The organism is Sphingobacterium athyrii, assembly GCF_003071065.1.
GTDB classification, from domain to species: Bacteria; Bacteroidota; Bacteroidia; order Sphingobacteriales; family Sphingobacteriaceae; genus Sphingobacterium; species Sphingobacterium athyrii.
In genome coordinates, this window is the sequence record NZ_QCXX01000006.1 from 74,966 (window position 1) to 96,442 (window position 21,477).

General features: G+C 40.2%; 21 protein-coding genes. 11 read left to right on the plus strand and 10 right to left on the minus strand.

What is annotated here, in order from left to right; translation table 11 throughout:
- Positions 1 to 66: 66 nt before the first annotated feature.
- The 5 genes from DCO56_RS20255 to DCO56_RS20275 form a co-directional block, all read right to left on the minus strand.
- Positions 67 to 708 carry a hypothetical protein gene (locus DCO56_RS20255; protein ID WP_108635568.1) on the minus strand — a complete coding sequence of 214 codons (642 nt, stop codon included), beginning with the start codon at positions 706 to 708 and terminating at the stop codon, positions 67 to 69.
- Positions 695 to 1,696, minus strand: coding sequence for a hypothetical protein (locus DCO56_RS20260; RefSeq protein ID WP_146191098.1), 1,002 nt, complete (start codon positions 1,694 to 1,696; stop codon positions 695 to 697). Before DCO56_RS20260 ends, DCO56_RS20255 begins: the two co-directional genes overlap by 14 nt.
- Positions 1,697 to 1,764: 68 nt before the next feature.
- Positions 1,765 to 2,391, minus strand: coding sequence for a hypothetical protein (locus DCO56_RS20265; protein WP_108635570.1), 627 nt, complete (start codon positions 2,389 to 2,391; stop codon positions 1,765 to 1,767).
- Positions 2,392 to 2,705: 314 nt separating this feature from the next.
- Positions 2,706 to 3,158, minus strand: coding sequence for a hypothetical protein (locus tag DCO56_RS20270; RefSeq protein WP_108635571.1), 453 nt, complete (start codon positions 3,156 to 3,158; stop codon positions 2,706 to 2,708).
- Positions 3,159 to 3,179: 21 nt separating this feature from the next.
- Positions 3,180 to 3,416: a helix-turn-helix domain-containing protein gene (locus tag DCO56_RS20275; protein ID WP_108635572.1), complete on the minus strand. Its 237-nt coding sequence runs from the start codon at positions 3,414 to 3,416 to the stop codon at positions 3,180 to 3,182.
- Positions 3,417 to 4,348: 932 nt separating this feature from the next.
- Between DCO56_RS20275 and DCO56_RS20280 the strand changes: the two genes are divergently transcribed.
- From DCO56_RS20280 to DCO56_RS20295, 4 genes are read left to right on the plus strand one after another with little or no spacing between them, the layout of a single operon-like run.
- On the plus strand, positions 4,349 to 4,732 hold the full coding sequence (locus DCO56_RS20280; protein ID WP_146191099.1) for a hypothetical protein: 384 nt from the start codon (positions 4,349 to 4,351) through the stop codon (positions 4,730 to 4,732).
- A 10-nt stretch (positions 4,733 to 4,742) separates the two neighbouring features.
- Positions 4,743 to 6,929, plus strand: coding sequence for a TlpA family protein disulfide reductase (locus DCO56_RS20285; protein ID WP_146191100.1), 2,187 nt, complete (start codon positions 4,743 to 4,745; stop codon positions 6,927 to 6,929).
- 42 nt (positions 6,930 to 6,971) lie between these two features.
- Positions 6,972 to 10,109 (plus strand): SusC/RagA family TonB-linked outer membrane protein, encoded by a 3,138-nt coding sequence (locus tag DCO56_RS20290; RefSeq protein ID WP_181390627.1) that lies wholly within the window; start codon positions 6,972 to 6,974, stop codon positions 10,107 to 10,109.
- Positions 10,110 to 10,113: 4 nt separating this feature from the next.
- Positions 10,114 to 11,478: a RagB/SusD family nutrient uptake outer membrane protein gene (locus DCO56_RS20295; protein ID WP_108635576.1), complete on the plus strand. Its 1,365-nt coding sequence runs from the start codon at positions 10,114 to 10,116 to the stop codon at positions 11,476 to 11,478.
- Positions 11,479 to 11,531: 53 nt separating this feature from the next.
- Here the strand turns inward: DCO56_RS20295 and DCO56_RS20300 are convergent, their stop codons facing one another.
- The 4 genes from DCO56_RS20300 to DCO56_RS20315 form a co-directional block, all read right to left on the minus strand.
- A complete protein-coding gene (locus DCO56_RS20300; protein WP_108635577.1) occupies positions 11,532 to 11,864 on the minus strand; it encodes a hypothetical protein in 333 nt (110 codons plus the stop codon).
- A 177-nt stretch (positions 11,865 to 12,041) separates the two neighbouring features.
- Positions 12,042 to 12,584, minus strand: coding sequence for a MauE/DoxX family redox-associated membrane protein (locus tag DCO56_RS20305; RefSeq protein ID WP_108635578.1), 543 nt, complete (start codon positions 12,582 to 12,584; stop codon positions 12,042 to 12,044).
- A 308-nt stretch (positions 12,585 to 12,892) separates the two neighbouring features.
- The gene (locus DCO56_RS20310) at positions 12,893 to 14,047 is read right to left on the minus strand and encodes a hypothetical protein (RefSeq protein ID WP_108635579.1); all 1,155 of its coding nucleotides are present in this window, start codon (positions 14,045 to 14,047) and stop codon (positions 12,893 to 12,895) included.
- Positions 14,044 to 15,183, minus strand: coding sequence for a hypothetical protein (locus tag DCO56_RS20315; protein ID WP_146191101.1), 1,140 nt, complete (start codon positions 15,181 to 15,183; stop codon positions 14,044 to 14,046). Before DCO56_RS20315 ends, DCO56_RS20310 begins: the two co-directional genes overlap by 4 nt.
- Before the next feature lie 375 nt (positions 15,184 to 15,558).
- Between DCO56_RS20315 and DCO56_RS20320 the strand changes: the two genes are divergently transcribed.
- Positions 15,559 to 16,512, plus strand: coding sequence for a LytTR family transcriptional regulator DNA-binding domain-containing protein (locus DCO56_RS20320; protein WP_108635581.1), 954 nt, complete (start codon positions 15,559 to 15,561; stop codon positions 16,510 to 16,512).
- Between the two features lie 82 nt (positions 16,513 to 16,594).
- Here the strand turns inward: DCO56_RS20320 and DCO56_RS20325 are convergent, their stop codons facing one another.
- Positions 16,595 to 16,945 (minus strand): DUF3024 domain-containing protein, encoded by a 351-nt coding sequence (locus DCO56_RS20325; RefSeq protein ID WP_108635582.1) that lies wholly within the window; start codon positions 16,943 to 16,945, stop codon positions 16,595 to 16,597.
- Between the two features lie 198 nt (positions 16,946 to 17,143).
- Between DCO56_RS20325 and DCO56_RS20330 the strand changes: the two genes are divergently transcribed.
- From DCO56_RS20330 to DCO56_RS20355, 6 genes are all read left to right on the plus strand, one after another.
- The gene (locus tag DCO56_RS20330) at positions 17,144 to 17,698 is read left to right on the plus strand and encodes a TetR/AcrR family transcriptional regulator (RefSeq protein ID WP_181390628.1); all 555 of its coding nucleotides are present in this window, start codon (positions 17,144 to 17,146) and stop codon (positions 17,696 to 17,698) included.
- A gap of 70 nt (positions 17,699 to 17,768) precedes the next feature.
- The gene (locus tag DCO56_RS20335) at positions 17,769 to 18,524 is read left to right on the plus strand and encodes an SDR family oxidoreductase (protein ID WP_108635584.1); all 756 of its coding nucleotides are present in this window, start codon (positions 17,769 to 17,771) and stop codon (positions 18,522 to 18,524) included.
- 92 nt (positions 18,525 to 18,616) lie between these two features.
- Positions 18,617 to 18,973, plus strand: a complete 357-nt coding sequence (locus DCO56_RS20340) for a DoxX family protein (RefSeq protein ID WP_108635585.1) — start codon at positions 18,617 to 18,619, stop codon at positions 18,971 to 18,973.
- 54 nt (positions 18,974 to 19,027) lie between these two features.
- On the plus strand, positions 19,028 to 19,687 hold the full coding sequence (locus DCO56_RS20345; RefSeq protein ID WP_108635586.1) for a potassium channel family protein: 660 nt from the start codon (positions 19,028 to 19,030) through the stop codon (positions 19,685 to 19,687).
- Positions 19,688 to 19,694: 7 nt separating this feature from the next.
- Complete coding sequence (locus DCO56_RS20350; RefSeq protein WP_108635587.1) at positions 19,695 to 20,711, plus strand: bestrophin family protein; 1,017 nt, start codon at positions 19,695 to 19,697, stop codon at positions 20,709 to 20,711.
- A 14-nt stretch (positions 20,712 to 20,725) separates the two neighbouring features.
- Complete coding sequence (locus DCO56_RS20355) at positions 20,726 to 21,463, plus strand: hypothetical protein (RefSeq protein ID WP_108635588.1); 738 nt, start codon at positions 20,726 to 20,728, stop codon at positions 21,461 to 21,463.
- The last annotated feature ends 14 nt before the right edge of the window (positions 21,464 to 21,477 follow it).

Sequence of the window (21,477 nt, forward strand, 5' to 3'; positions counted from 1 at the left end):
AATCAAACATAGAATTTTTAAAATAGTAATTTAGCTGTCTATTTCTGTGATTCCGGGTTAAACAGTCTATTTATATTCTCGTTTCAGAAAAGCAAATAATGCTCCCAATGAATATAGCAATGAAAGAAAGAATGCGAAACCTAGGTAAATTATAAATATTCTCAAAGCTATGGCTATTACTGCATTAAGTGCAAGAAGGCTTGATTGAACGTCAATCTGTTGAGTTGAGTCAACGAATTTAAGCGAATATGCGTCTATAGACATGTAATCAGGAAATACAAGTATCAATAACATTAGAGCTATCGATATCGTTGATACTAGAAGGTTTTTTCCCGTTATAAAAGTAAATTGACGGATGAAATTTTTAACTTTTTTATCTTCTATTTCTTGTAAATGCGTAGCGTTTTCCCCTAGTTTTGGTATTGCCAGAAATCTGCCATACATAGTAATTATTAGAGTTGAAAACAAACCAATAAATATTGATAATGCAGCTATAGCATAACCTACGGCATCTTTATCGATTCCTTGTTTGAGAAAAGCGCATATCAAAATAGTTGGCGTTAAAAGTATCAATCTTTTTATCCAAGAGTAATGTCTAATTTGCTTATCTGTTGCTGGTGAATTTTGGTCTAATAAATCGCTAAATTCCCACTTGCGCCCTTCTCTTAAAAGTACTCCTAAATAATTTGTGATTTTAAGATAGCTCATTGTTTTCGGGATAGACTTCTACTTTTATTTCTTCCAGTAAGTTTAGACAATAATCATGCAAACTTTTCCAATCTGGAGTTTCATCATCTTGTAGCTTTATTCTACCTTTTAGATATATAGTAGGCTTAATGTTAATGTCGCTGTCGAGTTCGAAAGAGCTCTGGTGACTACCATTATAAAGTATACCTATTTGCTTGTTGAAATCTTCTAAAGATAACGGATTATCCTTTTTACCAAATGCGAGCTCTCGAACTGTGTTTACAAAAGAATCTAATTTGGAAACTTTTTTCCCTCCATCTTTGGATCTAACTGAAATATTGATTGAAAATTCTTCTGTTGAGATTCCATCTTCAGTTTCGATACCCGATATTAAGATATCCTTTGTAAACTTCAATTCTTTTACTGCGCTTGATTCTCTAAATTCATCTTGAAGTTTGGTTGGGCAATAAGTATCTATAGTTGGTCTGAAATAGCCTTTACCGCTCAGATTATCTTTTAACCAATTTAAAAAAACGTCATTAATTTGATCGTCTGTGTAGCTTTGTATCATTAATATACCTTTATTGCTCTTAAACGGAGTGTACAAAAGAAAATAGAAGGTATCCATTACTATATCCGTTTGGGCAACCTTAGTATATTTCTTTTTCGGATTGTTCGTATATCCAATTGATCTGTTTTGACCGTATCGTCCTCCTTTTATGGTGCCGTGAATAATCTGTTTAGTAGATGCTATTTTGATTGACTTTTCGATAGCGTTTGTTGGTTCATCTATTCTTAAGCCCTTTTTGTTTGTATTGTTCAATACAAAATTGGTATCTATGGAGGTGATAAGCGTTTGCAAAAGTTTTTTAAATCCCTCAGCATAAGTAAGTGATTCATCATCGGTTGAGAAATTGTTCAGTAAGAAATTTCCGAAAGACGGGTGTTCCGTTGTTGGGAATGGTTTTGTATAAATTTTATATACTTCTAATTTAGGTTCGTGTGCCATTAATCTTGGTTTGATGTGTAATTTTCTATTGAAATGTGTTAGATATGTTAGCCTCATTAATAAATCCGCTAGAGATTCCTGTTTTGGATTTCTGATCTTATTTCATTTAAAGCATCAGGAATTTTTCGAAGCTGTTTTAAGGTCTCTGATAACTCTGTTTGATAGAGCATTGTTTTTTTGTATCCTACTAATGAAATGGTAAACTTTTCTTTTCTATAATATTTTCCGTTCCTATCTAGTGAATAATTGATAACGCCAGAATATGTCAAATCTCGTTTCTTTGCGTAGAAATCGACTGTGCTGTCTATAAAGAAGTTGAGTGTTTGATTTTTATTAAGAACAGGTATTTGGTTTTGTTGCCCCGTCAAACAATTGAAAGCAGAATCATCTCTTTGAATCAATATAACATCCCAGTCTACGGAAACATTGAATGCAGGGCTGTTTCCGAAATTTGAGAGTATTAATTGTAAGATCCGAGGACGGCTTTTTATGTCGAAATCAATGATCAATTGAGGTTTATTTAGGGCTTCCTGTCTTTGAAAAACTTCAAATGAAATCCAGCAGGAGGCTAGGGCAACAATAGTAGATATAATAGTTATTAATGTTGCCATTTCATCTTTTTTGAAATTAAAGTAGCAAAGTGCACATGTTATAATGGTAAGTGCGATAATAATAAGTCTTCCTGTTATTTTCATTTGTAGCTTATAAATATTAAAAACATTATTTGCTTTAATTTAAGACTATACTATTTTATTATACAGTATTTTGCTCATTCCCAATTTAGTGTATCATCAGGATTCTCATCGTTTTGGCCGAAAAGAAAATAACTACCAGATTTCTTTAATTCTGGTAGTTATTTGGCTTCCAAAAATAGATTCCGAGGTATTTTTATGGCTTGACCAGTCCAATTGAACATGTATGAGAAAATTATACCCTCAGGATTACCCGAAGCTAGATAATTGGTTACTGTTATTCTTCTTTTATTCATCCTTCTTACTTAATGTGTAAATTAATTCTCAAAAAATCCTTGCTTTTTTTCTAAATAATAGGATTTATATTTTTCACCTTCTGTTTCTTTCTCCCAAAGTTCCTGGACAACAGGGTATTTTTGATAGTAATACATCATTCCAGAGTGCCAGCTGTTCCAAATTTCTTCAGAAATCCTTTTTTTATTATACCAATAATATTGTTCGGCACAAAGGTTAAAGTAGTCTATAACAATTTTTTCTAGATCTTTATTTAAGTTTTTCAAATTTAGATTAGTATCTAACTCTGATAACTTATCATTTAACATGTCATATCGTCCGTTGAATTCGGTAAACAATTCTTTCTCCATCTTTTCATGAGAAATATCAAGATTACCTTTTTGATAATTATAAGCAATACAACCAGCAATACAAGCGGCAATAATTGTCGCAAAGCCGGTGAAATGGGAGACAAAAAAGTCAAAAAATAAGCACATAATTAATATTAGTAAATAAGGTTATTCGTCATCTACTTTCAGAGCATCAAGTACTGTTAAATCCAAAGCGTCACAAAGATCTAATAATTTAGAAAATACAAAATCTTCCTTTCCATTCTCCATATCGCTAATTTTTGACCTATCCATTTTGGGTATCTTATCTGCTAGTTTTTCTTGTGTTAAATCCAATTCTAGTCTTCTTCTCTTAAGATTCTTGCCAATAGCCTTGTATATTTTCGAATGTTTATTCTTTTTCATAAAATATATTTTGTGGTTTTATTGCCACACTTAATATTTATTGTTATATTTGTATGGACGATTTAATATTCGAGGTAAATAACCTTGATGAACGACGTTTTCTCGTACCCGAACAGAGCTAAAAATTCGCCGAGAGAACCCGTGTAGATCGCTCCATGCTTTTGTGTGTTCAGAAAGTTTTTATACTTTTGATATATGCGGCATGCGAGCGGTTTCACGTGTAGCTTTGGCGATGTCATTTCGAAATCTCTTGCAGACGTAGAGGTGACAAGGGTTAGCTCCCCTGGGTTCAAAGTGTGAAACCGCTCCTTGCTTAGCTAACCTAAACAAGTAAACGGTCCCCATCAGATAACGACGTTCATCATATCCAGATAAATTATGATAACGATGTTAAATAAAACTTTATTCCAGTGGTACCGAGTCCCGTCTCAATTCATTCGGTATTCCGCCAAACAGCATTTCAAAAATTTAATCCGAGCGCCGGATTAGACGCAATTAAAATAAACAGCACGTAAAAGGAGAAGAGCCAATAAAAATGGTTTAGTTTCGTCTATTCAAAAGAATAGCCAATTCCCTTTGCGTGTCTGCCACCGACCCTACACATCAATACATTAAATGGAGATTGAAGGCAATGAAGATGGCTTGCGCTAATAATTGTTCGCAGCATAAATTTAGCTAAACTTTTCATGGATGACAAATTTCTATCCAAGATATTGTTGTAACACAACAAAGGGTCGGTTCTTTCTAATAGTATGGATGCCCGTAACGAACCATATATATAACCTGTAATAAAGAGTAAAACGGCATTCTGAGGTATAGTTAATTAATTTTTTAACAGTGTGATGTATTGGGTCTTTTGACCCGATAAGGGATTTTTTTGATCCTTTTTTCAAAGAGCTCCATACAATCACGCACCCTCAAAAGCCAAAAAAATGAACAAGCTTTTTAAGAAATTGGTCGCCTTTGATATGGCGATGTATGAAATCCATCATTTGGATTACGACCCTGTAGCATGTATTAAAGAGTTCTGGAGCTGTTACGACATGGATAGCTGTCGCAACTATATTGTCGAGCTCCTGACGATTTATCTGGATAGGGAAAGGAAGGTAAATCCCGCGATCAGTACGGCTGAAGTGCAGCACTTTACTATAGCTTTATTCCGGATGCTGATGGCCTACTTTATAGTCCACTATCAAGGAATTAATCTGTCGGGGATAGAAATTTCATTTCTACGTAGCAATCGGTTTATCGCCTGTGAGCTCGAAAATAGTAAGGACATCTATGATCTTTTTTATCAGCTTTCTCAAAACCATTAACCAACAAATTATGAATACGTTAAAATTATTGACATCAGTCAAGAGATATAAAAATACCTACATCTGCCAAGCACTGGCCAGATACCTAAGCAGATCATACTGTAGGGGTACTGGTCGAGTGCTGACTAATGGAGCCGTACCACCTTCGGACTTTCTTCTGACCAATACCTGCCTTTCTTCTGCCTTTTATTCAGCGGGCTCCCAATTTTCTTCGGGGTTGCATCGGGGTGGCTCGACGAAAAACCGATGCCGACTCAATGAAAACCCACGGAAAGGACGAATTTGGTCAGGAGTTGGTAGGGAGTTGGTTAGTCTATTCCTTGGCACGAAAGGTACCGTTAATTCACCGTTAAGCTACCGGGAATGTACCGAAAGGGTACCAAAAAGGTACTGGAAAGGTACTAAAGAGCTACCAAAGATATACCAAAGAGTTACTAAACAGGCACAAGCTGTCAGTAGCTCACTAGCGGATCTTGGGTGTAAGTCTGATAATGCGACAACACAATCTGCAAAAGGAGAGGATAGTAGATTGGATATTGGAAGAGAGGGAAGTTGTTTTAAATTTGATGCTTTTAAGACGTTTTATGAGCGTATGGGCTCTAATATTAGCTCTTTTGTCGTTGATAGTATTTCAAAGGCTCAGAGAGCTTTAAAATACCTTGTTTATTTATTCGATAATAAAAGCACTTCTCGCATGCCGCTGACATGCTTGGTTTTAGTTTTCCAATCATCTAAGTATTCTTTTAAGGTATTGAAGAGCATCAGAGCTCTTGCTTTATTGGCTCTGCTAGTTTCTATGTTTAGTTTATCGGCTCAGACGCCCCGCAAGGACAGCGGGGCCGATGGGCCAATGGTGATACCAAATGGTAAATCATTATATATTGGTGATACTATACCTGATGAATTTTTTGTACATCAAAACAAGTTTATCAACTGGGTTAGTCAAAAAACGTTTACACGTAATCTAGAGGCAGATCGAGATAAATTGATTATTCTTGATTTTTGGGCTAGTTGGTGTAGACCATGCTTGGGCTCACTCATGCATCTGCATGAAATTCTACCCGATCTGGATACAACCAAAATTACGATTGTACCCGTTAATTACGAACCCATAAATAAATTCCAACATTTGATGGACCGATTTAAATGGAACCATCAGACAATCTATGCGGATACTTTTTTAATGCAGTATTTTCCCAAACGTTCTATTCCGCACATGGTATGGATCAAAGACGGGCGGGTAATTGCTAAGCCTTATGCAAAGTATGCCACCGTTGAGAATTTAAAGAATGTGTTGGATGGTGAGATGCCCAAAATGTATAATGCATTGAATGTAAAATTAGCTGATCTGTCAAAGCCACTTTTTTTTAATGAAAATGCTCCTGCAACGGTTTTGCATACTAAGAAGTTTTTTAAGATCGGAGGCTATGTGGAAGAGTATGCAAGAAATATTAGTGGTATTGAAGAGCAGAGAGATAGTATCCTTTTTTATGGAATAAACCAAAAGTTGGATTATTTGCTCTATGATATTTTTAAAGATAAGGTTTTCCCGTTTTATAATATAGATAATGGCGCCGTTAAAAATAATCTTACCGCTAGCGATAGAAAATACCTAGTATTGGACACCAAGCAAGCGACAGGATTATCGCCTTATGCCCTAGATTCGCTTTATGAGGCTTGGTCGCAGGAAAATTTGTTCAGTTACGAGATGCGTATCCCAAAATCCTTGGGAAAGGAAAAAGGATTAGCTCTGCTGCAGCAATATTGGGCGGAGTATCTGAAAAAGACCAAAGGTTGGAATGTGCACATCGGGCTTACCCCGCCAATAAGCTATCCGGTCATCCAAGCAAAAAAATCCATTTCGGAAACCAGGAGGTTGTTCAGCCAGCCGCTCCAGAAACGTACGGGAGATGAATACCTACAATATGATCCCTCCAAGGAAAAAGATAGTGAACATAAGCTGTCGCTTGTCATAGCTGCTTTGCTTGCCAAAACAAATGGATATCAGATCGATGTGGAAAATGCTTTTAACCGGATAGGTTTACTAAAGGACTTTCCTTATGCATATGAATTGCCGCGATCGTATTTCACCAAGACCAAATTAACGTCCGAAGAATTTAATGCCTTCTTGGATGCCTATGGGCTAAGGGTAGAAATCGAGAAACAGCGTGTACCTGTTTTAGTTATCGGTTATTAGGGAGGTGCTGTGGGAAAATTTTATATTTTTTTATTCTTTGTCGTGTCATCACAGGTAGTGCTGGCACAGACATATTTTGGTCGTCTGATAGGTCATCATGGTGAAAGTATACGGGGCGCTACCATAGCAACTTCTCCTGATCAAAGAAAGCTGAAAACAGATTCGTCCGGTTATTTTTCTTTCGAAAAAAAGAAAAGTGAACAGATCAGGATTACTATGGTGGGTTACGCTCCAATGACGATGGCGCTTGGAAAGGCTCTGGACCTAGGAACGATACAATTAAGTCACGTCGACAATCAATTGGATGAGGTGATCGTAAATACAGGGTATTACAAACTCAACAAGAATATGCTAACAGGCTCTTTTGCGACTGTAGATCAGAAAACGATCACGCGTAATCCCGCAGGTAATATTTTAGACCGCTTGGAAGGTGTGACAAGTGGTCTGCAGTTTGACCGAAGTCTGAGTGTGGGCGAGAATAAATTCCCCAATGCATTGCGGGTGCGGGGCATTAGCTCAATTGAATCTTCTACCGAACCTTTGATAATACTAGATAATTTTCCCTATGAGGGAGATATCAATGCTATCAATCCAAATGATATTGAAAGTGTAACAGTCCTGAAAGATGCTGCTGCTGCTGCCATCTGGGGAGCTAAGGCGGGGAATGGTGTTATTGTCCTCACGAGCAAAAAGGGAAACCTCAGTACTCCGCTCAGATTCTCCTTCCAGAGTAATTGGCAGCTGACAAAAAAGCCTGATCTTCACTATAACAGACAGTTTATACCTGCAAAAGATATGATGGAGTTCGAAGAATACTTATATGGAAAGGGAAATTATTACAACATGGAGTCTCTTTATATCCCCGATTATGTTGGTTTGTTGTTTAAACGTGATGCCAAGGAGATCGCAGTAGAAGATTTTGGTACGATAAAAGCGCAAATGCAGCAGCAGGATATCCGGCAGGAAGCCAAAAAGTTGCTGTACCGAAGTGCACTAAGCCAGCGCTATGCAATTCAGGCTAGGGGAGGTGCCGAACGGAGCAGCTACTTTATTTCAGGAAGCTACGACTATAATCCACAATCGATCATAGGCAATGGCGACCAAAGACTGACCTTCAATATCGATCACGATTTAAAAATAGGTAACCGACTAACAGTCAATACCTACTTGCGTTACGTGGCCGATAAGGTGCAGCAGAATGGTTATAGACTACAGCAGCTAACAGCATCGGGCTCTGGGTTGTCACCTTATGTTTTTCTACAAAACACGGACGGCACACCCGCCAGTGTCAATTATCAATTTAACCACGCCTATCGCGACAGAGCCGAAAGCGAAGGGCTATTGGATTGGACATTTAGCCCGCTTGTAGACCGAGACAGGCGTGATATAAGTTCCTTTTCCAAACAGCTCACGCTCGGTGCCGGTTTGAATTATAAAATAGGAAGAGGATTTTCTATTGATGTAAAATATCGTTATCAACATCAGGCAGTAAAACAACAGAACCTATATGATGCTGACAGTTATTTTGTTCGCAATCTGATCAACCAATTTACACAAGCAGATGGTACAAGAGTTATCCCACTTGGTGGAATCAAAGACGGGCAAAACAGCGAGATCATTGGGCATAATGGCAGGATACAGCTGGATTATACGCGGCAATGGAGTGTAGAACACCAATTGGTCGCCTTGGCAGGAGCAGAGATCAGCCAAAATACATTAAGCCGGGATGTCGGTTACCGACTGTATGGTTACCGTGCGGATAATGGAACGTCCCTGATGAACCTTGATTACAGCAAGCAGTATACGATGCGGCCAAATGGCGCAAGTGTGATACCGGCGACCCCATTTGAAGAACGCTTTACTGTGGATCGCTTCATCTCTTACTTTGCCAATGCGACCTATCTGCTGAACAGGACGCATGGACTTAGCGGAAGTGTACGATGGGATGCCTCTAACCTATTTGGGGTGAAGACTAATCAGCGGGGCGTACCGCTATGGTCTTTGGGTTTATCCGAACAGTTGCTACCGCTGTTAGGGGATCATGCCAACTGGTTGGATAAACTTACATTGCGTACAACCTATGGTTATAGCGGAAATGTTAATAATACGATCAGTGCATATCCATCCATGCGGATCAGTAGTGCCAATCTGACGACTGGCTTACCTTATGCAAAGTTGACCAGTGCAGGAAATCCTAATTTGAGGTGGGAAAAACTGGCTACGGTCAATTTGGGCTTGGATTTCTCGGTGCTGCAGCAAAGGGTGTCGGGATCGGTAGATTACTACGTTAAATCGGGCAAAGATCTGATAGGGCCCAATTATTTGGATCCTAGTACAGGTATATCACCCGAAGGCACGAGTTACTATATTGATAATAGGATCAATTATGCTAACCTCCGTACAAATGGGCTCGACCTCAACCTCTCTGTAAGAGCATTGCAGGGCGTGGTCAAATGGGATATCAATCTTCTTTGGAGCATGACAAAAAATAAAATAACCAAGTATATGGCGAATAGTAATCTTTCTATGGACCAGATGGTGAGCAATGCACAACCACGTGTTGGTTATACCCGAGACGCGCTTTATGCCTGGCATTTTAACGGCATTAGCACTGAAAACGGCCAACTCATAACGCCTAATGGTGATCAAGAATATGCCAAATATGCTGCAAATGCAACTTTGGACGATATCCGTTTCATGGGTGCCGATTTTCCGCCTTATCAAGGATCTATGCGCCATCATATCGGATACAAAGGTTTTGAATTGAGTGCTAACCTCGAATGGAAAAATGGTTTTTATTTTCGTAGGAATACAATCGACTATTTTAAACTTTTTTATAGTGGAATCGGACATCAGGACTATTTGAAGCGATGGCAAGCACCGGGTGACGAACTGATGACCACTGTTCCTGCGGTACCTGCTACCATGGACCTGTATCGCGATGCATTATATACAAATTCGGAATTGATGATTGAAAAAGGTGATTATATCCGCCTGTCGGATGTGCGGTTATCTTATCAACTGCCAATGGGCAAAAAGGGAAGATTAAGTGTTTTCGGCTATGTCCGAAATGTTGGCATCCTCTGCAGGGCCAACAAGGTTGGATTGGATCCAGATGCGGTTGCAGCAGCTTATCCCGCTCCCCGGACTTATACAGTTGGTGTACAATTAGAATGGTAAGAAAATGAAAAAATTAATCATACTGGGATTGACTATTGCTTTGACATCAGCATGCAATCCAGATTTTTTAGATATAAAGAGAGATCGTAAGCAGGTGATCCCAGAATCTTTAGATGATTTTAACTTGCTTTTAGGCGATGTAAGCCTTTTTAGCGGAAGCAGTGCTGCTTCGATGCGATCGGCCGCTGCTGAGGAGTTTACGTTAAGTGAAAGTGCTTGGGATCTGATCACGACCTTTGGTGAAAAGAATGCTTACCGCTGGCAGGATGAAAGATTTATGGATACTGAATGTCCGGATTGGAATTATGGTTACAAGCGGATTTTGTCGGCTCATATTATCTTGGAAGGGCTTTCCAAAATTGAACGTACCGGCGCTAATGCAAACGTGTACGATCAGGTTAAAGGAAAGGCATTGTTCCATCGGGCTAATGCCTACTTTCAGCTGGCTAGTGAGTTTGCAGCGCCAATAGGGGATGAGGAACACAACGCCTATGGCTTGCCCTTACGCAAGTCCGCCGATCCGCAGGAAGTGTCGATTCGTTCTTCGGTATCGGAGACGTATAATAGTATTTTGGAAGATCTTTTAGCTGCACAGCAACTGCTGGGTGTTGAATCGACTGATTTTTATCAGCCGTCAAAAAGTACTGCTTATGCATTGTCGGCTCGTGTATATCTCGCTATGGGACGCTACAATGATGCGTTGGAGGCAGCGAAAACGGTACTCGACGGTGCTGGTAAATTATTGAATTATCAAAACTTTTCGGCAAGTAGCCGTTACTCGTTCCCAAGTAGAGGTGTAGGTAATTCAGAGATTCTTTTCTATGATCAAGGCTATTCAACCGAATCCGTAGCGCCTACCAAAGGACGGATAAATGCTGATCTTATAACAAGCTATGCCGAGAACGATCTTCGGAAAAATTTATTCTTCAAGCTGGAATCCGATGGGTTATACTCTTACAAAGGTTCATATGTAGGGTCCAGTAGTGTATTCACCGGCTTGGCGTTGGATGAAATGTATTTGATTTATGCGGAATGTTTGATCAGAGCAGGACAAGTACAATTGGGGTTAGATAAGTTAAATGAGTTGTTGGTAACACGTTTTGCAAAGAATACCTACCAAGAATACAAAGGTTTGGAAAAAAACGCGGCGTTGGATCTGGTATTGCTAGAGAGACGCAAACAGCTACTGATAAGGGGGCTTCGATGGATTGATCTGAGACGGTTTAATTTTATAGAGAACCGAAATATTCAACTTCATCGTGCATTAGCTGGGGAAATGTATACGCTAATGGCAAAAGACTTGAAATTTACATTTTTGGCGCCCAATAATGTTATTGTTAACTCAAAAGTTATTCAATTTCCGAGATAAATTAATTGGCCTCATACCGTTTAGATATGAGGCCATTTTTTGAAGTTTAATGATTATTTGTAGTTTGTGCGATCTAATTCGGAGACACCCGGAAGGGCTTTAGCAGCTGAAACCTGCACTCCATCTAGATTAAAGTTATTGTCATTTTGTAACTGGATAGTACAACGCTCAGGATGCGGTTCGCTTTCGCATTCACCTCCTTGGCTTGGATCCATCGTTACGGCACCAATGGTGTCATCATCAGGATTTGTTCCTTGAGTCTGAATTAAATACCAGTTTGTTGCAAACATTGATTTTGCATAACTAAAACCTCCATAACCTAATAAAAGTGTCATGGCAAATACGGCCAAGCCGTGTTTTTTAATAGAATTAAATGAATTTTTCATGTTTTTAATTTTTAAGTTTTTACTTTAGTTTTTAAATTTCTTTCTTATCCCTTCGATGCGTCGGTTTTCTGTACGTAGCCGTCGACAACAGCGCTGGAATACCATAAGTGTCTTTTGGCAGACGCGCCCTTCACCCGGATTAGCCTTGAATCCAAGTTCCGCTGTTGATTTGATACACTATTCTTTTTGTAGCCTAGGGCTGGTTTTCAATTCTCTGGCAGTTGGTGAACCTGAATTCACCTGTAAACTTGTAATATCATCACTGGCATTATTTTCTATGATTCGATTGACCGGAGAATGATGTTTTAAAATGGCGAGCTCAAGCCATAAGCCTAAGAGGCTGACGACTAGAAAGCCCATATTGAGCCAAAGATGGGCCACCCAGCCCAACTGATGGAATACGAGCCCGCAACCGCAGGGAATTTTGCCCCATACTTTTAGGACAGCTAAGCCTACGTAAGCCACAAAAACGAGCATCATCAAAGACGACAAGCTGAATGCCCATATCCTTGTCTTTGGCATTATAAAAAGCAGGCCAACGGCAAGTTCGAGAGGAGGCAAGGTATAAGCTAAGAACATACCCAACTGGTCGCTAAAAGGTTGCTGGATCATAGCAGACTTGAATAGTTCATAGTTGATGAACTTGTCCAGACTGATCGGGATCCAAAGGGCCATCAGTGTGATGAGGATGATCTGGTATATAATCTTTTTTGCTTTCATTGTTATACTGTGTAAGTCTGAAAGCAAAGGAAGGACAAAGCGGCTCAATCCTATCTAGAAGGATTGAGCCGATGAATCAGCCTTTAAAGTACCTTAAACAACTGTGAATTTTAAAAAAGGGGAGATGGGATACATTTTTAGGACAAATGCTGGTGGGGGATATCGGACTGAAAGGGAGGCTTAGAACTCAGTTTGAGCAAAGGGTATCTGGATCTGCTGACCAAGTTCGCTAGGGGGATAAAGTAGAATCCCCCTAGTTTTTTTAGAAAACCGTTTTAATCTATTTTAAAGAGGTATTTAAATCTCAATTATTTTCGCAGCTCGACTTCTTCAATATCTTTTTTTATGAAATGGAGCATTTCCTTGAGCTTATCTTCAACGAGATATAGGCTGAATATATGTTCAAATTTATTGAATTTGGACAGTTGATTGGCGCTGATGCGGTTGCCCCGATTGGTAACAATATGCTGGGCTACTCCTACGGCTGCGTCACTTTTATGCTTATTCTTAAAAAGACCAACTTTGCTGGAATAATGGAACAGACAGGTGATTCCCTCTCCTGTGAGCGTCATATGGATTCCGCTGGAAGGGCTAGGGATCTGATCCAGCGTATCTTGGGCTTCCGCCTCTAGGTTTGTGATTTTTTCCAGATAATCCAGTTCAGCGCAAATATATTCATTCATCATCATTTTGAGATGGGGCTGCTCGATATCGTAGTGGCTATTAGGAAAAGGGTGGTAATGGGTGATTTCCTTTTCCAGGAGCAAGAGGCGGGACAGCTGGTCAGCCCGGGATAGCGTGCTCAACTGTCTTTCAATATTTTCTTTCCATCGGTTGCGGAGACCGAGGTAGTTGAAATTGTACCGGATCAGAAATTCCATAAACCGCTTAGGATAGGACTTGTCACGGGTATCGTAGGCGATGCTTTGCAATGCCATGAGAAAGCTGTCTAGCCATTCACAATGATAAAAGAGCAGCCTGGGCGGCTTGTGCCCGTCAAACAGACTGTCCATACCATATTGGATTTCTAAGAGATATTCTTCGTCTAATTGTTTAGCGCGTAAGCGGGCGAATAATTTAGCAAGTTTTGTGAGGCTGGACTCCTTGAGAAGCTGTTGGTCGTATATGGGGAGCTCATCCAAGGGATTCATATGCTCTTTAAAATGCTGTATGCTCTGCCAGATACTTTCGTGCAGCTTGACAATGGTGCTATCCGATTGATGGGCTTTATAAGTATATAATCTATCAAAAAGCAATCTGAATTTGGTATAGTAGCGTCTAAAAGATTCCTTGGCCATGCCTGATTTGGAGTGACTGATATAAAGTTGTTCGGAATCGCGGATCAGGGCATCGCAGGCCACTATAATGGACTTGTCGCTCGGGATAGCGCTGCCATGAAAACTGCCTTGCAGTATGCCGTACGCATTGACTGCGTCCTCCAATTGGTTTAACGATCTGATCATGATTGCCTATTTTGTTGTACACGGCGGTTCATCTCCAGCTGTAAAACAGCACGCCCCCGATCGTTTAAAATATAAAATTGATCAAACTCCTTCTCATCCGTGAGCGAGTGAAAATCAATGGTGTCAATACGGTAGAAGGCAGAGACCCAACCGATTTTTAAAGCGAGTTCCAATCGCTCTTGCCAAAGCAAGATATTAAAAAAAGCAGCATCATGGGCTAAGCCATCCCTTGACCGCCTGGTCTGCGCACTCAGACATACCAAGAGCAGTTCTAGCAAGGCGTAATCATCAAGCTGATCGAGCCAGGGCTGCCTGCTCTTGTCGTGAAGCTGTTGCCGCAGGATCGGAAGATCGTAGAGCTGAAGAGTCTCTAGGACAGGGTATGAGGCAAAAGGCTGTAAGGACTTATTGATTAAATAGCGTAGATTGATAATCATGGTGCTGATCTGGTGGTAAGGTATTTTTTTATAGTTCTGTTCGTGATAATGTGCAATTTTTAGTTTGGCCAGGAAAACTTCGGGTTCATCATTCGCCTTAGTGCTGTTGCAGAGGTAACAGCTGAATACGATCAGCCTTGAGTCAGGATGTTTGGAAATAGGGCGTACATGGTCACGTGTGATCTGGCAACTGGGATCTTTCCGCGAAGTATCCAAGGCTCTGTCACAATAGTAGCAGGTCAGGGTTGTATTAACTTGCGTTACTGCTACATTGGACTGTTCTTTCGGAATATCCTGATATTTTAATTGTGGTTTTTCGGAGTCTGTTTTCTTGACGATCGTAAGATTTCGTTGATTGAGATTCGGCTCCAGATGATTCAGGATATAGGATACGTTTTTGGCCACAGTCTGAATCCGGGATACGTCAATATATTTAAACTCCTGCTGTTTTTCAGAGCTCTCGTGCAGTATTTCCAGGAATTCTTCAGGCTCAAGCCGTGACTTTGCTCTTTGACAGGTGTGGCACACGATGACCCGGATCTTATTTCCGCACAGTTTGGTCGATGGGCGGAATAGGTCGTTGCATCGTTGCAGGTTAGTCCAGCTATGATAGCCACTAAGACGGCGTTCGCAGTAAAAACATTGGTCTACCGGGGAGCTGTAGAACGATGATCCATGTGTTATTCGTAATCTTCTCATAATTATATTATTTATTGTTAAATAGTCATATGGCTTGCGCTGACCGCCTTATTATTCTTGATTGTCGTAAAAACTACCCTTACTATAAAATTAGCAAGGTATTACTTAGAAGGCAAGGTAAACTGTTGGTAAGCGGATGAACGGTAGCTGAAATAAGGCATAAATATAGCTTATTGGCCTTTTAGGGGGTGTTTTGCGCTGACGGACGAAAACGAAATTATACGATGAACGGTTAGCTGTATTGGAGAAAAGGAATAAAAAAAAGCATGATTCTGTTAATTTTTACCGAATCCTGCATTGTTCTTTTGAAGTTCTGTCAATTTTTTATTTAGGGAATTAGTTAATTTTACCTGCCTTAACCATTTTGACAACTTCATGCAAACAAAGAAACTAATTGAGAGATTCCATTCGGAGATTCAAGTTAACTACTTTTCGATCAGACTTCAATTAATTTTGGCTATTCTGATCGGTAATTTCTTCTGCTCGCCCAGCAAATTTCTGGTCTTTGATGAACGGTATTCAGAACCAAGATTCTATCTCTATTGGTTTCTTTCCTCACTTATTACTTTGTGCGTGTTATATGCAGCGCATGTATTTAATAGATTCATGGACAAGAAGCTATCCTGGCTGACAGATTTTAAGCCACGTCTGATCGGGCAGATTATCTATGGCTTACTGTTGCCTGCCCTGCTCACAACAGTCTTTGTGCTGTTGGTATTTTTACCGTTAACCTCAAAGGGAATGGATGCTATAGGTCCATATATTCGCAACGAATTCAGGTTTGTATTTTTGTTTATATTCATATTGAACCTGTTATTCTTGCTGGTATACGTCATCCGGTTTGCCAAGTTCGTGAAAGATCAATATGTTGAGGCAGAAATAGAAAAGACTGAACTCAAGGAGTTGCTCATTGAATATGAGGAGCTGCAAGTGAAGTTGGAAGACGGGCGGATGGAAGATGTTTCCGATACGGTCATGCTTGCACCTTGTCTTAGGGTAAAATATGGCTATGAAGATAACTATGTCCCACTTAGCGGCATTGCATTTATCAAAAGCTCAGCCGACGACAAAAAGCTCCTCACTTTAACGAGTAGCAGGGAGTATACACACAACTATAGCCTCGATACATTGATGAAAATACTCGACCATAATCAATACTACTTGATGTACAGGCGTTACATCGTCAATCGGAGTATCATTAAAGGATATCATGCTTTAGAGAATGGCGTAATAAGGGTTGAACTGAAACCGAATTTTGAGCAGCAGGAGGATATATTTGTCAGCCGTCAGGATGCCGCTGACTTTAGGCGCTGGTTTGAAATGAAATAAAGTGTTTCAAACGCCTTTTATTTACAATTCTTAAAAAAAACAGCCCATATCGTCGATATAGACTGCTTTTTTGTTATGTTTTTTATCCGAAAAAACAGCCATAACCATCATGACTGATCTCAGTTATTAGCTCCTGCAGGTTGTCGCTTGAAGGTATTGGTTCGTAAGCTTCCCATTTACCGCTGGCCCGCCGCCAATATAGCTTCCATTGCTTGCTAGATTTGATATACTTTATTTTCGCAAATTCGATATGTAGTATGTGAGCTGGATTATTCCATTGCGGGCGAATCTCAAATAATAAGGCAGTCTGCCCATCCCAGCTGTATCCAAAATCCAATTTCTTTCTCACCTCAATATCTTGTGGCCTTTTGGATTCGACAAAGCTTCTGATCTGAACTTCCGCCATGGAGATAATGTCTTTGTTGTCTATCATTTTCTTGTTTAATCGTTTAATTCACTTTCAGTCTTAAAGATAATATTTTTACCTTGAGGTATATACTATACCCGGATATTTTTCAGTTTACAGAGCGGCAGTGGGCCTGCCCCAGTTCGGGCATATGTGTCATAATATATGTTGTTATAGTTTATTCAAGATATATTTTGTTAAATTTGAGACTATATTTATTTTATTTTGAAAAGAGAGCAGATATTAAAGGCGGGCCTTAAACTCTTCGTAACCCAAGGGTTGCATGCAGTTACCATTGCCCAGATAGCAGCCGAAGCAAACGTGGGTATCGGTACCGTATACCGAAACTTTAATAGCAAGGAAGAGATCGTACAGCAGATTTGGATACGGCAAAAGGCCAGCGAATCTGCCTATGTTTTCAAAAATTACAAGAAACAGGGCAGTCTACATGATCAGTTCAATTTTCTCTGGGAAAGGGTCATTCGGTACTTTCTTGAGCATCCGTTGGAATTCCAGTTTTCTTATCAATTTGCAGCATCACCGATCTTGACAAAAGAAATCCATGAAATAGCCATGATGGACTTTCTGAAATTTGACGAATTGTATGCGCTGGGCCTGGATCAGAATTTGTTCAAGCCATTAACGGCAAGACGCTTAAGGCTGTTTACGTTCAGCACGATCAACGGTTGGCTGCTGTGGGCGATGGATGAAAAGATGGACATAGATGACGCTACAATAGCCCTATTTTTACAAATGTGCTGGGATTCAATAAGCGCATAATTTTTTTTTACAAAAACTGACGGAATATTCCGTCAGTTTTTGTAAATTTAATTATACAAGAAACTAAATTATGGCACACAACGATTTAAAAGGGAAAGTAGTCCTGATTGCCGGAGGTGGAAAAAACCTTGGCGGCTTATTAAGCAGAGATTTTGCAGCAAAAGGAGCAAAGCTGGCTATTCATTTTAATAGTGAAAGCTCAAAAGCAGAAAGTGAAAAAACATTGGCTGATGTCAAAGCCCAGGGTGCTGAAGCATTTTTATATCAGGGAGACCTGACCCAGGTAGGTAATATCACCAAATTTTTTGATGAAGCCATAAAAACTTTCGGTGGAATTGATATTGCCATCAACACCGTGGGTATGGTTTTGAAAAAGCCATTTGTCGAAACGACAGAGGCAGAATATGATACCATGTTCGGAATCAATTCAAAATCGGCTTATTTCTTCCTGCAGGAAGCTGGTAAAAAAGTAAATGATCATGGTAAAATCTGTACGATTGTGACTTCCTTGCTGGCTGCCTATACTGGATTGTATTCAACATATGCTGGAGCTAAGGCACCGGTCGAGCATTTTACAAGAGCGGCCTCGAAAGAATTCGGAAACAGAGGCATCTCCGTGACGGCAGTAGCTCCGGGGCCGATGGATACGCCTTTCTTTTACGGACAGGAGAGTGATGACGCGGTAGCCTATCACAAATCAGCTTCTGCGCTGGGCGGACTGACAGATATTAAAGATATCGCGCCTTTGGTAGAATTCTTGGTAACGGACGGTTGGTGGATCACCGGGCAAACTATTTTTGCCAACGGCGGTTATACCACAAGATAATAGTTGATTAACCGGAAATAATTGATCAGATAATGGATAATGGTAATTTTAAATAAAACCCATTATCCATTTTTACTTTTAAGCCTAAAATTATGATAATCAGACTGATTAATTCGATATTGATCCTCATCGCTGTATTTATGGGAATAAAACAGGGCTATGCCATGCTGATGGGGAAACCCGCCATGATGGACATGTTCAGTAAATGGGGATTTAACAAAACAGCACTGGCAATAAATGGTGCGGTTACGATGATTGCCGCGTTAATGATCTTGTTCCCGAAGACTTTTGTCTGGGGAAACTTTTTAATGGCAGCAGGAATTTTGCTGATCATTTGTCTGCATCTGCTGGATAAAGATCTGAAAGGGGTGCTGATCGAACTGCCGTTTTTACTATTGAACCTAGTGATTATCTACCTGCAATATCCCTTGAAAACCGCTGGGCAATAACCTGAGTATCTTCGGTTAATGATGACCAGCTTTCAATTTTTATTAAAATCGCCGATGATCATTCAAAAGTTGCAGAAAAGAAAATATGAAATTCTTCTGCTCGTCCTGATGCAGCATTTATTTGTAGGAATATTTCTTACGGATCTGGATTTTTATACCCGTGTCATATGGCCGGTCAACATGCTCGTATTGGGAGTAGGGTCTATCTTGTTGTTCACCGGAAAACATAGCTGGGGAAACTGGTTCAGAAATCTGCATTTCATCATCATTTTGTTATTACCTGTTGGCATCCCATTTTTTAAGGAGCTACCCTGGTATTTTACCTTTTTGAATATCAACTATGTGGTGTTCTTTTGCTTTCTTTTTATGGAGGTGCTCCGGTTTCTGATAAAACCCGGATATATCAATACGGATATTATTTCGGCTGCCATATGCGGGTATATGTTACTGATAGAAATCTCGGTGTTCGCACTGCAATTTTTCCAGTACCGCGATCCCGCATCTTTTAAAGGAGTTGATCAGTCCTCCGCCGCACTTACATTTATGGATCTGGTCTACTTCTGTTCGATTACTTTCACCAGTATCGGATTTGGAGATATTACGCCCAATACCCATGTGACCAAATTGGTCACCGCATTTGTGGGAATAGCCGGTCAATTTTACACGGTTGTACTGGTAGGGATTCTGATCAGCAAATTTTCATCAAAAAATTAACTTATTTATGAATATAGGCTCACATTACAAACTTTACCATTTCATTCCCTGGACCAGGATGAAGATTTATAAAATGCTTATTTTGAGTGTTATTCCAACCGTACTTTTTTATTTTATGGACTGGAAATGGCTGGCTATCCCCTGGGTTCCGGTCGCATTGCTGGGGACGGCAGCGGCATTCATTTCGGGATTCAAGAATACGCAGACTTACAACCGGAGCTGGGAAGCCCGTCAGATCTATGGTGCGATCATCAACAACAGCCGCAGTTTGGGGATCTTGGTGCGGGATTTCATAAGAATGGACGATAAGGTACAGGAACAGGCGGTGCATCAGCAGATCATCTATCGCCATTTTGCCTGGCTCACGGCATTGAGGTTTCAGCTCAGGGAAACAAAAAGCTGGGAACATGTAAAAACAAAAGGCTACAATAAAGAGTTTCTCAGGTACTATGAAGTTCCTGAATGGAAAGGTAAGCTTGATGAGGAACTCATAAACTTTTTAAGCGATGATGAGCTTAAGTATGTGCTTTCCACAAAAAATAGGGCGACCCAGATCATTGCCTTACAGTCTGCGCAGTTAAGGGAATTAAATGAAGCAGGTCAAATTTCGGCTTATAATTATACCGCACTTGAAAATCAGTTCAAGGAATTGTATGATCAGCAGGGAAAATGCGAAAGAATCAAAAATTTTCCCTATCCACGCCAGTTTTCGAGTATCAATCTCTATTTCACAAATGCGCTCTGCTTTTTGCTTCCGTTGGGGTTTTTGGGGGAGTTTTCTAAAATGATCGAAAAATTTGGCGATCATATCGTCTGGCTTACCGTTCCTTTCAGCATTCTTTTGGGCTGGGTGTTTCTGGTGCTGGAACAAATCGGGGAGAGTACGGAAAATCCATTTGAGGGTAATGCCAACGATATCCCGATCACACAGATCAGCAGGAACATTGAAATTGACCTGCGTGAAATCTTGGGCGAAAAGGAGCTTCCTCCCGCGATACAGCCCGTGAATAATATCGTCATGTAAAAAATAATAAAATTATGAGTATAGAATCTGTAAGAAAATGGTATCCAAAGGCCTTAACGTCTATTGATACGGTCAATCGTTTATTGGACACGATTGAAAAATACCTGGAATTAAAACCTAAGCAGTTAATGCATGCGGACAGTATGTGCTGCGACGACGTCAATGCCATACAATATCCTCCTAGAGCCTATGAAATGCTCGGTCCATTTCACCTGGGAGGACTAGACGGTTTTCCTTTTGCCGGACTTACGGGGATGGGGGCATTTGCGCACCATGTCCCTGAAGATGGGGCTGTGATCATTTTTTATGCGCCGCACATCGGGATTACCCGGGATGGGCAGATCGGAGAGATAAGCAGAATAGGACAACGGACCAATTCTGCCTGCTGCGGGGCAGCAAAAGGGGCCCTTGCCAAACTGGCAGCCGGACAGATCATTGAAGGAAATATCACTTCGCTGGATTTCCAGATAAATACCATTGAGCAAATTTTTCTCCACAGCAAAGAAAGGATACTGAATGCGGAAAACCAAATTTTTGAAGCGACAGAAGTCATGTATGAAGCGATAGACGAACGCATTGAAGTGTTGGTAAAAGAAACCCGATACCCGTGCAAATATGTGATTCTGGTAGGTGGTATCTTTATCAATGGAGATAAAGATATGGGATCATTCTGTCAGTATAAAAAGTTTGAATATATCGACGTTGCAACTATGGAAAGGAAAAATCTGATGGATGCCTATTATGAGGATTGAGGGACAATAATGGG

What these genes read in the sequence shown, in the direction of transcription:
- DCO56_RS20300 (WP_108635577.1), bottom strand. Translation starts at nt 11,864, where the DNA reads ATGAAAAATTCATTTAATTCTATTAAAAAACACGGCTTGGCCGTATTT.
- DCO56_RS20260 (WP_146191098.1), bottom strand. Translation starts at nt 1,696, where the DNA reads ATGGCACACGAACCTAAATTAGAAGTATATAAAATTTATACAAAACCA.
- DCO56_RS20280 (WP_146191099.1), top strand. Translation starts at nt 4,349, where the DNA reads ATGAACAAGCTTTTTAAGAAATTGGTCGCCTTTGATATGGCGATGTAT.
- DCO56_RS20340 (WP_108635585.1), top strand. Translation starts at nt 18,617, where the DNA reads ATGATAATCAGACTGATTAATTCGATATTGATCCTCATCGCTGTATTT.
- DCO56_RS20315 (WP_146191101.1), bottom strand. Translation starts at nt 15,183, where the DNA reads ATGAGAAGATTACGAATAACACATGGATCATCGTTCTACAGCTCCCCG.
- DCO56_RS20310 (WP_108635579.1), bottom strand. Translation starts at nt 14,047, where the DNA reads ATGATCAGATCGTTAAACCAATTGGAGGACGCAGTCAATGCGTACGGC.
- DCO56_RS20285 (WP_146191100.1), top strand. Translation starts at nt 4,743, where the DNA reads ATGAATACGTTAAAATTATTGACATCAGTCAAGAGATATAAAAATACC.
- DCO56_RS20345 (WP_108635586.1), top strand. Translation starts at nt 19,028, where the DNA reads ATGATCATTCAAAAGTTGCAGAAAAGAAAATATGAAATTCTTCTGCTC.
- DCO56_RS20355 (WP_108635588.1), top strand. Translation starts at nt 20,726, where the DNA reads ATGAGTATAGAATCTGTAAGAAAATGGTATCCAAAGGCCTTAACGTCT.
- DCO56_RS20275 (WP_108635572.1), bottom strand. Translation starts at nt 3,416, where the DNA reads ATGAAAAAGAATAAACATTCGAAAATATACAAGGCTATTGGCAAGAAT.
- DCO56_RS20295 (WP_108635576.1), top strand. Translation starts at nt 10,114, where the DNA reads ATGAAAAAATTAATCATACTGGGATTGACTATTGCTTTGACATCAGCA.
- DCO56_RS20335 (WP_108635584.1), top strand. Translation starts at nt 17,769, where the DNA reads ATGGCACACAACGATTTAAAAGGGAAAGTAGTCCTGATTGCCGGAGGT.
- DCO56_RS20265 (WP_108635570.1), bottom strand. Translation starts at nt 2,391, where the DNA reads ATGAAAATAACAGGAAGACTTATTATTATCGCACTTACCATTATAACA.
- DCO56_RS20255 (WP_108635568.1), bottom strand. Translation starts at nt 708, where the DNA reads ATGAGCTATCTTAAAATCACAAATTATTTAGGAGTACTTTTAAGAGAA.
- DCO56_RS20325 (WP_108635582.1), bottom strand. Translation starts at nt 16,945, where the DNA reads ATGATAGACAACAAAGACATTATCTCCATGGCGGAAGTTCAGATCAGA.
- DCO56_RS20320 (WP_108635581.1), top strand. Translation starts at nt 15,559, where the DNA reads ATGCAAACAAAGAAACTAATTGAGAGATTCCATTCGGAGATTCAAGTT.
- DCO56_RS20350 (WP_108635587.1), top strand. Translation starts at nt 19,695, where the DNA reads ATGAATATAGGCTCACATTACAAACTTTACCATTTCATTCCCTGGACC.
- DCO56_RS20305 (WP_108635578.1), bottom strand. Translation starts at nt 12,584, where the DNA reads ATGAAAGCAAAAAAGATTATATACCAGATCATCCTCATCACACTGATG.
- DCO56_RS20270 (WP_108635571.1), bottom strand. Translation starts at nt 3,158, where the DNA reads ATGTGCTTATTTTTTGACTTTTTTGTCTCCCATTTCACCGGCTTTGCG.